Source organism: Latilactobacillus graminis DSM 20719 (assembly GCF_001436415.1).
GTDB lineage: Bacteria > Bacillota > Bacilli > Lactobacillales > Lactobacillaceae > Latilactobacillus > Latilactobacillus graminis.
In genome coordinates, this window is record NZ_AYZB01000003.1 from 45,115 (window position 1) to 59,456 (window position 14,342).

Genomic DNA, 14,342 nt, shown 5'->3' on the forward strand with positions numbered 1-14,342 from the left:
TCCTAAGCTTTCTTCGTATCATTCTTAATCCATACGCCAACTACACTAACAATTATGATTAAACCAACTACAACACTTATTACAGCTGTTTTAACGCCAGTTTGTGGTAACGTCGTCTGAGAATCGTCTTCATCGGTCCGATTACTTGGTCGATCGCCTTCATTTATTCTTTGACTTGATGTTTTTGCATCTTTGTCACCCATTGAAACAACCTGTTTAACATACTTGAACTTGACGGTATTGCCTTCTTTAGTAATCGTAATCGTCTTGGTATCATCATCTTGCAACATATAGCCGTCAACTGATAACTGACTTGCTTTAATTGTAATTGTTTGCCCAACTTCTAGATGATCCATCTTAACCGTTTTAATCGCTTTTCCGGTTGAATCAATTGCTTGAATTGTTACATCAGCATATTTAGTGGTTGGTTTAATATCAGTTGTGTGTTTGTTATAAACGAATTTAACAGTTGTACCTGCTTTTGCTACTTTTACATTTTTAGTAGTACTATCTTTCAAGTCGTATCCATTAACTGCTACTTGATCTGCTTTAACAGTAATTATTTGACCTACTCTTTGATGCGCAATTGTTGCATGCTTCAATACTTTACCATCTTGGTCTACTGCTTGAACTGTCACATCTGCATATTCTGCAATTGGTGTTGGTACATATTTAACAACCGGATTCTTAACGAAGTCATAGAGGCTACCTTGCTTTGCAACGTATAGTTGGTACGCTTTTAGGCCTAATAATGCCTGGCCAGTTGCCATTGAAACTGAATAATCCGCTTTGAAACTACCATCTTCATTTTGGAAATTCATTAATGAATTGATTGCTGAACCTTTTTTGTATTCAAATATCTTATTAGTATCTCGATTCATGAGTGATAGTGCAGCAACCCCTAAAGCAGTTGTATTAGCATTCCCTACAAGTGAGCCATCATAGCCATAACTACCATCAAGTTCCGCTGATGATTCAATAAAATCTGATGCCTTTTCCAATAATGTATTTGTTTTATCAACAAAAGCATCATCTAAATGATAGGTATCATTAGCCAGCAAGGTTGTCTTCAAAGCAAGAATACTAATTGCTGTTGTATCAACATCCTTAATCCAAACACCGTCATTTGAGTAACCCCAACCTTCGTTACCATAATTTTCACTTTCCGTAACCATCATTTTCATTAAATCTTTAACGGTAAAAACAGCCTTCTTAGGGGCTTCATAATGCCCACTGACTAATGCCAATAGAACATTGGCATTCATATATGCCCCCATCGTCGTTGCTGTTTTTGATTCATAAAGTTCATTGACTAAATTACGACCATCGAAGTTTGTTGGATCAACTCCCATAGCTTGTAAATTTAAAATAACACGCGCTAAATCATTGGGACGAGTAATTTCGCCAGCTTTAGATTGTGCAACTATTTGTTCATATAGTGCTTGAATTTGCGTTTTTGATAGTTGATCTGTCCGACCAGCACCAAAAACGATATCGGAGCCTGAGAAGTTTTTATCCCCCATTTCGGTTCCAATCAATGATTTAACTGAGGTTTTCGTTAAATCTAAGCTCTTTTGAACCCGTTTATCAATATCATCTGTTGGGGTTACTGGGTCTGTTGTATCACTACCACCAAAATTATAGATTGACCCTTTACCCGCTAAGAAAAATTGATATTGATCTAATGTATAAACAGCTTGTTCTGTGGCCATCGATAATGCGCCAGTATCGCTATCAAATAACCAACGAAATTGACCATCTTTTTTTTGATAAGATAAAAGCCGTGAAATTGGGTTAACACCATTATCTCCAACAAATTCTTTAGCAGGATCAATTCCAGCAGATAACAAACCCATAATAGTTTGCGAAATACTATTTGAGTTTTCTTTCGAAGTAAAAGCACCTGGAATTAAAAATCCACCGGTTGTTTTGTCAAAAGCTTTTTCTTTTAACATTACAACTGCTTTATTCAATGCATCTTGGACACCTGGTACATCACGATGCATCCCCAATGCTGTCATTGTCATCCCGGTAATATCTAAATCACTCTTAGTCCCAAAGAGAGCCCAACCATTTTCCGCATTTTGCTCTTTTAGTACAACCTGAATTAAATTATCAACCGCTGTATCGGCTTTTTCGCCGTAATCTTTCATACTCAAAGCGATAATACCATAGATTTGACCGTTAATTCCGGTATACTTATCCGTTGCTTTTTCAATTATCTTATCCACTAAGTTTAAATTGCGGAAATTTGTCGCATCTTCACCAAGCGCAGTTAAAGCAATCGCTGAACGCTCTAAGTCAGTCGCTGAGAAATGGTCATCAGCAATCATCCCATCAATATCTTCACTAACCGTATTCACAAAAGCTTGACGTTGTGCATCCGTCATTGAAACACCGGAACGAGATACTGCCAATGCTTGCCAGGGACCTACCCCGTTCGTACTTAGAATTTGGTTAACCGCAACGGTAACTGCCTTTTGATAATCCATATTAACTTCTGCAACAGATGCAACTTTTTCTTTGGAAGCACTATTAACTGCTACTTGAGCAGTTTCCGTCGTTGGTTGTACCGGTTTTGTTAGTGCAACGCTTGGAGCCTGACTACTTGATTGACTCTGACTGTTTTCAACTGAACTCACTGATGTCGCTGAACTTGAGATAACTTGGCTGCTTTCTGCTTGAGTCGTTGCTGCTTGCACGCCACTAAACGCCGTTAAAATCGGCGTTGTTAATAACACTCCGGCGCACAAAACTGTATATATTCTGTGATTTTTCTTCATTATAACTATCCCCAATCCTTTTTTAATCCAATAATTACCAATTTAAAATTGCTGTAACATCTTAATCCGATGATATGCCGCCGGAGTTCCCGCAATCAAGTGACTCGTCTTAAATCGATTTAATTGATTACCATTAGCTGCACGAACCTTAATCCCCAATGTTTCGGCTAGTATCCGACCAGCCGCAAAATCCCATGGATTCAGCGTTGCAAGATACGCAATGTGCTTCCCATTCATTAACTCTATAAATTCTAACCCAGCGCTACCCATTACACGTATTCCGGCACTATTTTGAGCTATCTTAATCTCATTAAACCGATTACCTAAAAACTGCCGCCACGAAACACCAACTAAACCATCTTTCAAGGCAACATCTGTTGGTGCTGGTAAACGACGACCGTTACAAAAAACACCGATATTCGGGCCACCCCAATAAAGTTGCTCCTTCATCACATCCATAATGGCACCACAGACTGGTCGCTCTCCGTCGTAAACCCCAATCATAATAGCAAAACAGTCATGTTTTTTAACCAAGTTCAATGTCCCATCAATTGGATCTACGAAAAATGTCAGTCCTGTAGGTTGGTGAAGACTCTTGACTGTTGCCTCCTCACCAATAATTGAAGCTTCCGGATAGTGTTTATGTATCTGCACTTCAATTTTTGCTTCGATATCAGTATCCAAATTTGTTACTAAATCGTATTCTCCGTTTTTTTGTGCAATATTTTTAATCTTCCCCAGATTACTTTTTGCATAGTCTGCACATTCAATAACCCAAGTTGTCACATCTTGCATAATCTGATGTTCGTCTATCATTCAACCACCGTCACTCTAAATATTTTATTAACGTATCGACTCCCTGATTAGTCTTAGACGAAATCGCAAAAATCTGTTCAGCACCGGCTAGCCTTAATTGCTTTTCAATGTAATCCAAATCTTCCTTAGATTCTGCTAAATCTGTTTTAGTGATTACCCCAACAGCAGGTTTATAAAACATATATGAAAAACCAGGTGAAAATATTTGTCGTTTATCTTTCACACTTTGCATCATAACAATGATATCGGCCTGGTTTGCCGTTACGTTTAAAGCTGAATAAAGGCGTCGATGCTCCGTAAATTCGCCTGGTGTATCAATCAGACTATCAAAAAACTCAATAGCTTGTGTCTTATCATACGTTTGTTTTTGCCCAAATATTCGTTGTCGAAATGTTGTCTTGCCACAACCAACTGCGCCAACTAATAACGCTTTTTTCATACTAATACACCTCATTTAATACTGTTTAGCTGATTTTAAAAAAATGGGTACACTAAAGAGTGCACCCATTAAAACAGTACGACTCTCACTTTTTTATCCCGAAAAAGCAAATCTATGGAAGTATCTGACTCACGATTTAGCATCGTTTACAGTTGCGGGAACAGCACTGGGTTTACACCAGTTTCCTTCTTTTGTAATAGTACTTAATTAAGATCTTGTTATTATTTCAGGGATTGTAAATCCCAATTGATCTCGTAAAAAACCACAGCCAGCGATTATCGCTGACTCAATATCATCAACAGCACCAGATAGGACTAATGAACCACTAAACCGGTCAATGAATTCAATATTAACTGCACCAGCCTTAGTAGCAACATCCGAAACAATTGCTGCTGCTTCCGGTGGTGTAATTGTCATAATTCCCAATGAAATCTGGCGCCGTTCAATACCAATACTCTCTAAAATAGCTGTTTCAGGATTAGCGATGATATGTGACAAGGTAATTTGTTTGCCCGGCACCGATTCTTGAATCACCCGTTTTAATTGATTCATCATCTTTTTACTCCTTTCTGGTGTTGCTATTCAATACGAAAAATGCTGATACGTATCTCGAGCAATCATAATTTCTTCATCAGTCGGAATAACAAGTACATTAATTGCACTATCTCGTTGACTAATAACTAATTCATTTGCTTGATTTTGCGTTTCATCAATTCGTACACCTAAGTAAGCAAACTGTTGCATAATCTTACTACGGATGTAGCTATCATGCTCACCAATTCCTGCAGTAAAAACAATGGTTTCAACACCGTTCAACTCAGCAGCATAAGCACCGATATAAGTTTGAATCCGATGAATAAACATTGCTAACGCCAATGCAGCCCGTTGATGTCCTTCTTTTTGTGCCTTTTCTAAATCTCGAATATCATTTGAATACCCTGAAACCCCTAATAATCCGGATTTAGCATTCAACAAATTCTTTATTTCTTGGATATCTAGTCCCTCATGTTCCTGCAAGAAAGGAAGTATTTGTGGATCCAAATCGCCAGAACGCGTCCCCATCATCAAGCCAGCCAATGGGGTGAATCCCATGGAATTATCAATTGTTTGCCCATCCTTAATTGCTGAAATACTAGCCCCGCTACCAAGATGACAACTAATAATCTTATGACTCATTGTTGGAAATCGTTCTTGCACTTGTTCCGTAATATATTGATGACTAGGTCCATGGAATCCATATTTACGAATGCCATATTTTTCGTAGTAGTCATAGGGAATAGCGTACAGTGCATTAGCTTGCGGAATCGTTGCGTTAAAAGCTGTATCGAAAACTGCAACTTGCATTGCTTGAGGAAGCAATTTTTTAAACGCACGAATTCCTAATAAATTGACTGGATTATGCAATGGTGACAATGCGGATAATTCATCAATTCGTTGCTCTACCAACTCATCAATTACAACTGCTTGACTGTAGTAGGCACCGCCATTTGAAACACGATGACCTACACCGCTGATTTCTGTCATTTCTTTAATAACTTGACGTGCCAATAGTTGATCAATCACTAATGAAACAGCTTGATCATGACTCTTAGCTTGGACGTCTTCATCAACCTTACCGGCTTCTGTCTTCATTGTAAAGTGGGCTTTTGCTTGACCAATTCGCTCAACCTGACCACTTGCAACGACAACTTCTGCTGGCATTAAATATAATTTAAACTTGAGTGATGAACTACCCGAGTTAATTGATAAAATTTTTGCGACCATTGTCAAACTCCTCTACCGATTGGTAATCTAATTAATTGCCAATAACTTTCTTATAAATAAGTGCTAATGCTTGATCATCTGGCACAATCGGGTTCCCTGGGAAAGTTCCATCACTCTTAGCCCCTTCAATAATCCGATCAACCATTTCATTTGCATCTGCTGCTTTTACACCGAATTTAACGAGTGATTGAGGACAATTCATTGCCCGCATCATTGCTTTGATTTGATGAATAATCTTCTTAATGGCAACTTGATCACTTGTGCTGCCACTAATTAAGCCTGCTTTACGTGCGGCGGCTGCATATTTTGCTCGTGCTTTTGGATTTTGAGCATTATATTCAACAACGTATGGTAAAGTCATTGCACAAGCTAAGCCATGTGGTACATGAAATATTGCGCCTAATTGATGTGCAATCGCATGGGTAATCCCCAAGCCTGCTTGATTAAACGAAATTCCAGCTGCACTTGATGCTTGATGAACCAATTCCCGCACTTCATAGTTGTCCGGTTGTTGATAAATCGTCGTCAAGTTATGCGTAATCACATCGATTACTTTTTCAGCTAGGGCATCCGTGAAGAGATTAGCATCTTTTGCAACTAAAGCTTCCAACGCATGGGTTAAAACATCTAACCCTGAAAATGCAGAAACTGATTTAGGCGCACTCATTACTAATTCTGGATATAATAGCGCGATATCTGGAATTAAATAATCTTCAATAATTGGAAATTTGGCGTTGTTCTTTTCATCAGAAACGACAGCAGTGTTGGTAACTTCCGAACCAGTCCCACTAGTTGTTGGAATAGCGATGAAACAAGCAATTTTTTGTTGACCAAGCTTTTCGCCAAAGAAACGAATGGCTTTAGCCGTATCAATGGCCGACCCACCACCAACAGCAACCATAATAGTTGGTTTGAATGTACTAAAGACCGTTACACCGGCTTCAATATTTTCCAATGGTGGATTAGGTTTCACATCAGCAAAGACTTCAATCGTATTGCTATGATTAAAATGATTTTTAATTTTTTGTAATTCTTGACTGTCATTCAAAAACGGATCACACACAAGCATAATCTGTTGATTTTGAACGTCATCAAGTTGATCCAAAGCTGTTTGTCCTGAATATATCTGCGTACCTACATGAAAGTCTGACATACAACTAATTCCTCCTTAACTTGTGCTTCACTATCTAAGTGAAAAGCCTTGTGGTGAATTCAATCTTCTCCGACGTGTAAAGGATTTAGCAGTTGTTGTCCCTTCACCAGTTGGTGTTGCAATTGTTAAGGCTGAAGCACCTGTAAAGCCAACACCTGTTCCTGAATAAGTAGGACCGTTAACAACGAAAATCGATGTGTTCATCTTGTGAGCAGCACGGTTAATTTGAACTAAGTCCCGTGAGTGAATTGAAGCTGTGTGGTGATAGCCTTGTTCTGCAATTAATGCAGCCTTCAATACGCTATCAAAATCTGGACAGCTAATAACTGGCACGATTGGCATTAACATTTCAGTCATTGTGAATGGATGATCTACGCTAGCTTCAAGAATGATAACTGTTGGGTGACCTGTGTAAGAAATGTTTGCTTGGTCTAAGATGAAAGTTGCATCTTTCCCAACAAATTTACGATCAGGATCGCCATTATCTTTAATTGTCATCTTCACTAAACGATCGATGTCTTGTTTGTTTTTAAGCAAGAAAGCACCTTCTTGTTGCATCTTCGTAATCAATTCATCTTTGATTGATCGTTCTGCAATGACTTCTTTTTCAGCAGTACATAAAATATCATTATCAAATGAAGCTGAATCAACGATGTTGTGGGCTGCTAATGAAATATCAGCTGTTGCATCAACCATTGCAGGCGGATTACCAGCACCAGCACCAATTGCTTTTTTACCACTTGTCATTGCTTGATGAACAACAGCAGGACCACCAGTAACAGCTAATAAAGCAACATCTGGATGCGACATCATTTGTTGAACAGATTCGATGCTTGGTTGATCAAGACTGACCATCAAATTTTGAAGACCAGTTGCTTCATAAACGAATTCGTTTAATTTTTCGATTGTCCAGCGAGTAATGTTTTTAGCACCAGGGTGAGCACCAAAGAAGACGGTATTCCCAGCAGCTAACATCATAATCCCGTTTGCAATTACAGTTTCAGCGGGGTTAGTACTTGGACCAACAGCACCGATAACACCATATGGTGCATATTCGTACATGATTAAACCGCCATCACCGGTTTCAGCATCTGGTTGTAAAATTTCTGTGCCGGGCGTATTATATAGTGCATTATTTAATTTAGCGATCTTTGCATCAACTGTTCCCATACCAGTTTCTTCTTTAATTTGTTTAGCCATCCATTCGATATGTGGGCGGAAACCTTCTTTAATAGCTTCAACCACTTTGTTACGTATTTCGATTGGTTGATCAACATAATCTTCCCAAGCAGCTTTAGCAGCCGCAATTGCGTCATCTACATTACTAAAGATACCATTGTGGCCTTTGCTACCAACGGTGCTTGGTTTGGATATTGAGTCAGACAAACTGGAACTTAATTCTTCTTCAAGGATTTTTCTGATTTTTTCTTCTAAGTTATCCATTCTATTGAACTCCCTCTAAAATTTTTGTCACAATCGTTTGGCAAATACTTTGATCTTCTTCAACAGATCCACCACTAACCCCTACACCACCAATAATAGCATTGTGGGTAGTAAGTGGTATGCCACCTGCAAATGTGACTAATTTACCCGATAACATTGTCGACATATCGTACAATGGTGCGCCTGGTTGCACTTGTTCACTGATTTCTTTAGTTGGCATCTTCATCGCAATTGCCGACCAAGCTTTTTTAGGCGCTAATTCAAGGCTGACAAGATTTGCATTGGGCATATGATAGAGCATGATGGGATTTGCGTTTGCGTCCGTCACACACATTGTCACCCCAACACAGAGTTCGTTTGCACGCGCTTCACCCGCATCAAATGCTGATTGGATGAAACTACGGCTAAAAATTGCTTGCCCAGATTGGTTAGTAATCGCCTGTTGAATCTCGGTTAAAATATTCTCAACTGCCATCGTTATTTACCCACCTTTTCTTGATACCGCCGAACAACTTCATCAACTAATTTTTCTTTTTGATCAAAATCATCTTCTGCTCGCGCTAAGATGTATAACAAGTCCGAAAGACGATTGACATACTTCAACAATCCAGATCTAACCGGCTTATCTTCATTTAAGCGTACAATTAACCGCTCCGCTCGCCGACAAACCGAACGACAAAGATGCAAATGAGCACCAGCAATACTCTTGCCGGGTAAAATAAATTCATGAACCACTGGCAAATTATCAGTATAGTAATCGATTGTCGTCTCCAAGAGATGGACATCATCTTCCGTTAACTGATGACTCTTACCGTAAAATTTATCCGTATTATCAGTTGCTAACTCACCGGCAACGATGAACATGTTATTTTGAATCGTCTCAAGTAGTTCGATATTTCGTGGGATCTTACAAAACTTTTGTGCAACACTCAGTTGACTGTTACATTCATCAATTGTTCCGTAGGCTTCCACGCGATCATCAAACTTTTTAACGCGGCGCCCGTCAAAAAGTGCGGTCGTTCCTTTATCACCTGTTTTAGTATAAATTGCCATTTAAACTCACCTACTTATCAAATCGATCCACAATTGCTACGATTGAAGCATCCGTTACATCTTGAGCAGATCTAGCAGTTTGTTGGAAGCTTCGGTGCGCCGCTGCCCCTCTCACAAAGAGAATTGTTTCGCCAATTCCCGCACCAACTGTGTCTGTTGCAACCTCTTCAAATCTGACCGGTTGTCGTTCGCTATTAATTGGTTGAATAATCATTAACTTCTTGCCAACTAACGATGTTGACTTTTGTGTGGCAACGACACTTCCCACAACTACTCCCATATACATCGACTGTCAACCCTTTCAATAATCTGTATCTGGCTCTTGGCTAAAGCATCAGCAGCAAGCGCCGTCAACTTCTGTTTTCTTAATTTTACTAATATATTGATCTGTTTCATAAACATGATATCGGCATACGTAATATATGGTTTATCAATCACAACAATTGGCTGTTGATCCTTACTAATCATTTGAACGGGCCATTTGGTTAACAATTGCCAAGGAATGAGATTTACGTCGGCAAACCCCACTCGAATTTCAAAATTAATCCCATAATTAAAGCCTTTTTGAAACCATTGTACCCAATCATTGGCAGTGGTATCTAGCGTGATTAACGTTTTGAGAAATAAAACATCGACATATTCTAGTATTACCGTTTGATGGGTTAGAAAGACTGATTCACCGGGACAATCATCTTCGATACTAACGGTTATCGGCTGTTCAGCGCGTTGCGCTAATATCTGCGTCACCGTTTTGATCAGCTGATTCAAATCGATTTGGCTCATCAACGCGCCTCCTTACTTGCATTCTGCACTGATTATTGTTCTGGTTTTGCTTCAACAATCCGTGCAACAGTGTTAGCTTGGATATTTGCAGCATTAGCTTCATCCGTATCAATATGCATTTCCAAAACAAAGTCTTCACGTGGTCGTGCTAAGACATCATCAAAGATTGTCCGACGACCTTCTGATTCGATTGCTACTTGTACATTGTCACCATACTTAACGCCGAATTTAGCAGCATCTTGTAGGCTCATGTGAATGTGACGTTTAGCAATGATGACCCCTTGAATTGTGATTTCTGCAAATTCTGATCTCACTTTAATCGATGGGGCACCTTCTAAATCACCTGATAAGCGAATTGGTGCATCAATTGCCAATTGGAAGGCCTCTGTTTTAGAGATTTCAACTTGGCTATGTTTACGTGTCGGACCAAGAATTCTAACGTTATTAATTTCAACGCCGTTTGGGCCAACCAATGTGACTTTTTGTTCAGAAGCAAAATCAGATGGTTGTTTCAACTGACGAAATACCGTCATCTTTTGTCCTGGGAATAAACGATCAAAATCTTCATCTGTTAGGTGAATATGATGGTTCGAAACACCAACCGGAATGCTTGGTGTTCCATTTAGTTCTTCATCAATAATTTTACGAATAATTGTTCTTAATTGGCTCTCGTCCATTATGTCTTGCCTCCAACTTAATTAACCTTTTAAAACGAATATTGCTTATTTGCTAGGCAAGATTTTTTCAACATCTGTGTGTGGACGAGGGATTACGTAGCTTGATACCACTTCGCCAACGTTTTCAGCTGATGATGTCCCTGCGTCTACAGCTGCTTTAACGGCACCAACATCCCCACGAACGATAACTGTTACTAAACCTGACCCAATTTTTTCGTAGCCTTCGAGTGATACGTTGGCTGCTTTAACCATTGAATCTGCTGCTTCGATTGCTGCGACTAAACCTTTAGTTTCGATCATTCCTAATGCGTTATTCATAATATTTTCCTCCTAGAAAACTGTTTTATTTGTTATTTTTTGATGATTTTGATTCTGTTTTAGTTGTCTTTGGTTCCATTTTTGATGCTACTTTAGCAGCTGGCTTTTCAGTAATAAACTTACCAAGCTCGTCTGTTGGTCGTGCAATCACTTTAGCTGTCACAAACTTACCTGCGGCTTCTGCCACAGCTTGCCCATCTGAGACTGCAGCTTGCACAGCGCCAACATCACCGTTAACATAAATTGTCATCCAGCCAGCACCTTTGGTTCGTTCCAAGCGACTAATCGTGATATCTGCTGTCTTAACCATTGAATCCGCAACATACACTGCTGTTGAAAAGCCAACAACTTCTACTAATCCTAATGCGTTCAAATTCTAACACTTCCTTTAATCGATTTCTTTAAACGGTACACCCTTGACTAGTCGTGCTGCATTAGCACCCAGTCGATCTAATTGATCAGGCCGATTTATCGCAACTTTAAATAGTGGTTCTGCCGCTGGCAAATTTTTGAAATGTAAATAGGTGTAATCTCTGTCATAGGCTAGCCCCACTGATAACTGCGATTCGATTGCACTTTGATAAGCACGTTCAACCGTTGTCTGACCATCTATTTCGGCAAATCGGAAAGGAATTTCTTCTTCTTCAATACCGTACAGAAGTGGTTGAATCAACGTATCATCAATTCCACTAGCAATAATGATTTCTGGTTTTTTAGTCATATCATCCACCGATGCTTTCTGCATAAGCCAGAATCAAGCCAGTCGCAACAGCATTTCGAGGGCCTTCAATAGCACGGATATTACCTCGTCCTGCCACTAAGTTGTATCGTGATAATTCATCCGTCACTAGTTGTGGAATTTCAAAATCTAAAGCCGATCCTCCCACGATGACTACGAACGGAATATCACGAATGCTACCGGTTGGACTAACATGCTTCAAAGCACGAATGGCATTTTCTACAAACACCCTTTTTTTGGCAGTTTGACGCACACGCTTAATCTTTTCAATGTTCAAATCACCTGGAATGGGAACAAAACCATTTGGCGTATCAACTACTGTTTTCGCAAATAAATTTCCTGGAAGAGCTTTATCAAAGAATTGAACACTGCCATCTTCATGACGGATAAAGAATAAACTTTCAACCTTCGCTAACGGGTATTTCTTAATATCTTCGGCTAAATACTGATCATCTAAACCTAATTCCGAATTAATAATCATCGTAACCATGTCGCCTGCACCAGCTAAATGAATTGCAACCGTTTCGCCAGATGCATTGATGATCGATGCATCTGTAGATCCGGCACCAAGATCAAGAATTGCCATTGGTGCCGTCGTTCCGGGAGTCGTTAATGCCCCGAGAATCGCAGCTTCCGCTTCCGCGCCACCGATTTCAACTTCAATCGACTGGAACTCCTTCTTAATTTCAGTCGCAATCATCGCCATTTGTAAGTGGTCGGATTTAACCATTGAGGCAATTCCAACCGCTTGTTCCATTGAAAACTCGCCAGCTAAGCCACCCTTAACATCAATCGGTACAGACGTTGTGACGGCTAGTAAATCTTGAATAAAAATTTCATTCAATGACTTGTTCGTTAAGTCCGCCATTGTTTGACGAACCCGTTCGAGCATGCCACCAATGTTTGTGCCTGCTTCACCATTAACGTTATCAATGTGTTTAAAGGTTGAAACAGCCGCCATGATTTTATCTGCCCCAGCAGCTAAATCGACCGTTTGCGTTCGCCCATCACCTTGAATTGTAATCGAACCAGCAGGAATGACCCGTGCCTTAACATCACCCTCTGGCGTTTTAATCACCACGGCTGACCGATTACCAATCAATGCGCGTGAAACTGGCACGATGTTCTTTGTTTCATCCGAATTTAGATTAAAGACTGTCGCAATCCCATACGGATTTGATAATTGCGTAATTACTTTCCCTTTATCAGCAACTTCAACGGTTGCCAACATGTCCAGTGGAATCTTGTCGATATATGCGACTTCATCCACAATCGGAATCACTTTATCAAGTCGATTATTGACTAAAACGCCATCATCCGCTTGTAAAATGGCTGCCGTAATTTGGTAACCTGATTGCCAATAAAGGTTAATCAGTTTGGCACTATCCACAAAATCAATCGTTTTAGGGATAACAACGATATATTGGCGACTTTTGTCAGTTTGCTGATACAATTCCGCAATGTTTACCGTATATCCAATCCCTAATCCCAATCCACCCGGTGTCTTAGGATTATGGCCAATCATTGTTGATTCAGTAATGATTGTCTCAGTAATGGTTTCCATCGCAACATCACCAATAACCGGTGTTGCTTCATTAATCCGAATCAGATCAACTGCTTCGATTGTTAGTTGGCATTTTTCAAGCAAACCATTAATCGCCGTTTTAATCCCAAACAGATTTTGCTTAGTCCCCTTGATTCCCGTTGTTTCTGCAATATTAGATTGAATAAACTGAATGCGTCCGTCTGATTCAATTTCGGCAAGCACGACTTCTGTTGACGAGTTACCAATATCAACACCAATGACCCTTTTCAAGTTAATCAGTCCTCACTTGAGATAAACTAGTTATCTCCTTTGAATTTCTTACGAATACCATACATTTCAACGGCTTCTCTTACAAAACCAGCTGTAATCTTAGCGTTATATTTATTTTCCAATTCGTTTGCAATAGCTAATAATTCTTCTTTTGTGGAACGATATGGTCTAAGTGCGCCGTACATTTCCAAAAGGCGTTCGTCCGGAATAGCTGTTAATTCAGCAGCCCGATCAAAGTTGCTCTTCAAAGCACCACGACCAGCACTTTCAGCGATTTCACCTTGCGCTTTCAATGTTGCTGGTGCAATCCGTAAATCTTCTGGTTTAACTTGACCATTTATTGCCGCTTCGATTGTAATTTCATTAATGTTCTTTCCGTTTGGTGCGTTGACCATTTCGGGATGTTTCTTGAAAAGTGGATAGTCAGCCGCAGTCATTTTAGTGTGACCAGCTTGATTATCTACTTTCCTAGTTGGTACTGTCGTTTCAGATTGCGGTGCTTGTTGACCAGCTTCCTTAACGATTTTATTAATTAGATCATTAATTTCAGACATATTC

The 14,342-nt window shown here is 39.7% G+C and carries 17 protein-coding genes and 1 riboswitch; all 17 genes read right to left on the reverse strand.

Annotation, left to right across the window (positions count from 1 at the left end; all coding sequences use genetic code 11):
* Positions 1-2: 2 nt before the first annotated feature.
* The gene (locus FC90_RS01505) at positions 3-2,783 is read right to left on the reverse strand and encodes a prenyltransferase/squalene oxidase repeat-containing protein (RefSeq protein ID WP_057907547.1); all 2,781 of its coding nucleotides are present in this window, start codon (positions 2,781-2,783) and stop codon (positions 3-5) included.
* A gap of 42 nt (positions 2,784-2,825) precedes the next feature.
* On the reverse strand, positions 2,826-3,599 hold the full coding sequence (locus FC90_RS01510; RefSeq protein WP_057907548.1) for an inositol monophosphatase family protein: 774 nt from the start codon (positions 3,597-3,599) through the stop codon (positions 2,826-2,828).
* 10 nt (positions 3,600-3,609) lie between these two features.
* The gene (locus tag FC90_RS01515; RefSeq protein ID WP_057907549.1) at positions 3,610-4,038 is read right to left on the reverse strand and encodes a EutP/PduV family microcompartment system protein; all 429 of its coding nucleotides are present in this window, start codon (positions 4,036-4,038) and stop codon (positions 3,610-3,612) included.
* 98 nt (positions 4,039-4,136) lie between these two features.
* Positions 4,137-4,265, reverse strand: a riboswitch (cobalamin riboswitch).
* On the reverse strand, positions 4,246-4,590 hold the full coding sequence (locus FC90_RS01520) for a BMC domain-containing protein (protein WP_201781107.1): 345 nt from the start codon (positions 4,588-4,590) through the stop codon (positions 4,246-4,248). Its footprint overlaps the riboswitch before it by 20 nt.
* 30 nt (positions 4,591-4,620) lie before the next feature.
* Entirely contained in the window at positions 4,621-5,802 is a 1,182-nt protein-coding gene (locus FC90_RS01525) for an acetate/propionate family kinase (protein ID WP_057907551.1), read from the reverse strand.
* A 31-nt stretch (positions 5,803-5,833) separates the two neighbouring features.
* Positions 5,834-6,955 carry a 1-propanol dehydrogenase PduQ gene (locus FC90_RS01530; RefSeq protein ID WP_057907552.1) on the reverse strand — a complete coding sequence of 374 codons (1,122 nt, stop codon included), beginning with the start codon at positions 6,953-6,955 and terminating at the stop codon, positions 5,834-5,836.
* A 30-nt stretch (positions 6,956-6,985) separates the two neighbouring features.
* Positions 6,986-8,398: an aldehyde dehydrogenase family protein gene (locus FC90_RS01535; protein WP_057907553.1), complete on the reverse strand. Its 1,413-nt coding sequence runs from the start codon at positions 8,396-8,398 to the stop codon at positions 6,986-6,988.
* A 1-nt stretch (position 8,399) separates the two neighbouring features.
* Positions 8,400-8,873, reverse strand: coding sequence for a GlcG/HbpS family heme-binding protein (locus FC90_RS01540; RefSeq protein ID WP_057907554.1), 474 nt, complete (start codon positions 8,871-8,873; stop codon positions 8,400-8,402).
* A gap of 2 nt (positions 8,874-8,875) precedes the next feature.
* On the reverse strand, positions 8,876-9,451 hold the full coding sequence (locus FC90_RS01545) for a cob(I)yrinic acid a,c-diamide adenosyltransferase (RefSeq protein ID WP_057907555.1): 576 nt from the start codon (positions 9,449-9,451) through the stop codon (positions 8,876-8,878).
* A 10-nt stretch (positions 9,452-9,461) separates the two neighbouring features.
* Positions 9,462-9,737, reverse strand: coding sequence for a EutN/CcmL family microcompartment protein (locus FC90_RS01550; protein WP_057907556.1), 276 nt, complete (start codon positions 9,735-9,737; stop codon positions 9,462-9,464).
* On the reverse strand, positions 9,722-10,234 hold the full coding sequence (gene pduM, locus FC90_RS01555) for a PduM family microcompartment protein (protein WP_057907557.1): 513 nt from the start codon (positions 10,232-10,234) through the stop codon (positions 9,722-9,724). The genes FC90_RS01550 and pduM overlap by 16 nt, the downstream gene beginning before the upstream one ends.
* Before the next feature lie 32 nt (positions 10,235-10,266).
* Positions 10,267-10,911, reverse strand: a complete 645-nt coding sequence (locus FC90_RS01560) for a phosphate propanoyltransferase (protein ID WP_057907558.1) — start codon at positions 10,909-10,911, stop codon at positions 10,267-10,269.
* A gap of 45 nt (positions 10,912-10,956) precedes the next feature.
* Positions 10,957-11,232: a BMC domain-containing protein gene (locus FC90_RS01565; protein WP_269746901.1), complete on the reverse strand. Its 276-nt coding sequence runs from the start codon at positions 11,230-11,232 to the stop codon at positions 10,957-10,959.
* Positions 11,233-11,254: 22 nt separating this feature from the next.
* Complete coding sequence (locus FC90_RS01570) at positions 11,255-11,602, reverse strand: BMC domain-containing protein (protein ID WP_083481986.1); 348 nt, start codon at positions 11,600-11,602, stop codon at positions 11,255-11,257.
* A gap of 15 nt (positions 11,603-11,617) precedes the next feature.
* Positions 11,618-11,950, reverse strand: a complete 333-nt coding sequence (locus FC90_RS01575; RefSeq protein ID WP_057907559.1) for a glycerol dehydratase reactivase beta/small subunit family protein — start codon at positions 11,948-11,950, stop codon at positions 11,618-11,620.
* A gap of 1 nt (position 11,951) precedes the next feature.
* On the reverse strand, positions 11,952-13,784 hold the full coding sequence (locus tag FC90_RS01580; RefSeq protein ID WP_057907560.1) for a diol dehydratase reactivase subunit alpha: 1,833 nt from the start codon (positions 13,782-13,784) through the stop codon (positions 11,952-11,954).
* A 26-nt stretch (positions 13,785-13,810) separates the two neighbouring features.
* A complete protein-coding gene (locus FC90_RS01585) occupies positions 13,811-14,338 on the reverse strand; it encodes a diol dehydratase small subunit (RefSeq protein WP_057907561.1) in 528 nt (175 codons plus the stop codon).
* Positions 14,339-14,342: the final 4 nt, after the last annotated feature.

Bases quoted from the DNA above. Each gene is read 5' to 3' on its own strand.
- FC90_RS01505 (WP_057907547.1), bottom strand. From the start codon at position 2,783: ATGAAGAAAAATCACAGAATATATACAGTTTTGTGCGCCGGAGTGTTA.
- FC90_RS01510 (WP_057907548.1), bottom strand. From the start codon at position 3,599: ATGATAGACGAACATCAGATTATGCAAGATGTGACAACTTGGGTTATT.
- FC90_RS01515 (WP_057907549.1), bottom strand. From the start codon at position 4,038: ATGAAAAAAGCGTTATTAGTTGGCGCAGTTGGTTGTGGCAAGACAACA.
- FC90_RS01520 (WP_201781107.1), bottom strand. From the start codon at position 4,590: ATGAATCAATTAAAACGGGTGATTCAAGAATCGGTGCCGGGCAAACAA.
- FC90_RS01525 (WP_057907551.1), bottom strand. From the start codon at position 5,802: ATGGTCGCAAAAATTTTATCAATTAACTCGGGTAGTTCATCACTCAAG.
- FC90_RS01530 (WP_057907552.1), bottom strand. From the start codon at position 6,955: ATGTCAGACTTTCATGTAGGTACGCAGATATATTCAGGACAAACAGCT.
- FC90_RS01535 (WP_057907553.1), bottom strand. From the start codon at position 8,398: ATGGATAACTTAGAAGAAAAAATCAGAAAAATCCTTGAAGAAGAATTA.
- FC90_RS01540 (WP_057907554.1), bottom strand. From the start codon at position 8,873: ATGGCAGTTGAGAATATTTTAACCGAGATTCAACAGGCGATTACTAAC.
- FC90_RS01545 (WP_057907555.1), bottom strand. From the start codon at position 9,451: ATGGCAATTTATACTAAAACAGGTGATAAAGGAACGACCGCACTTTTT.
- FC90_RS01550 (WP_057907556.1), bottom strand. From the start codon at position 9,737: ATGTATATGGGAGTAGTTGTGGGAAGTGTCGTTGCCACACAAAAGTCA.
- pduM (WP_057907557.1), bottom strand. From the start codon at position 10,234: ATGAGCCAAATCGATTTGAATCAGCTGATCAAAACGGTGACGCAGATA.
- FC90_RS01560 (WP_057907558.1), bottom strand. From the start codon at position 10,911: ATGGACGAGAGCCAATTAAGAACAATTATTCGTAAAATTATTGATGAA.
- FC90_RS01575 (WP_057907559.1), bottom strand. From the start codon at position 11,950: ATGACTAAAAAACCAGAAATCATTATTGCTAGTGGAATTGATGATACG.
- FC90_RS01585 (WP_057907561.1), bottom strand. From the start codon at position 14,338: ATGTCTGAAATTAATGATCTAATTAATAAAATCGTTAAGGAAGCTGGT.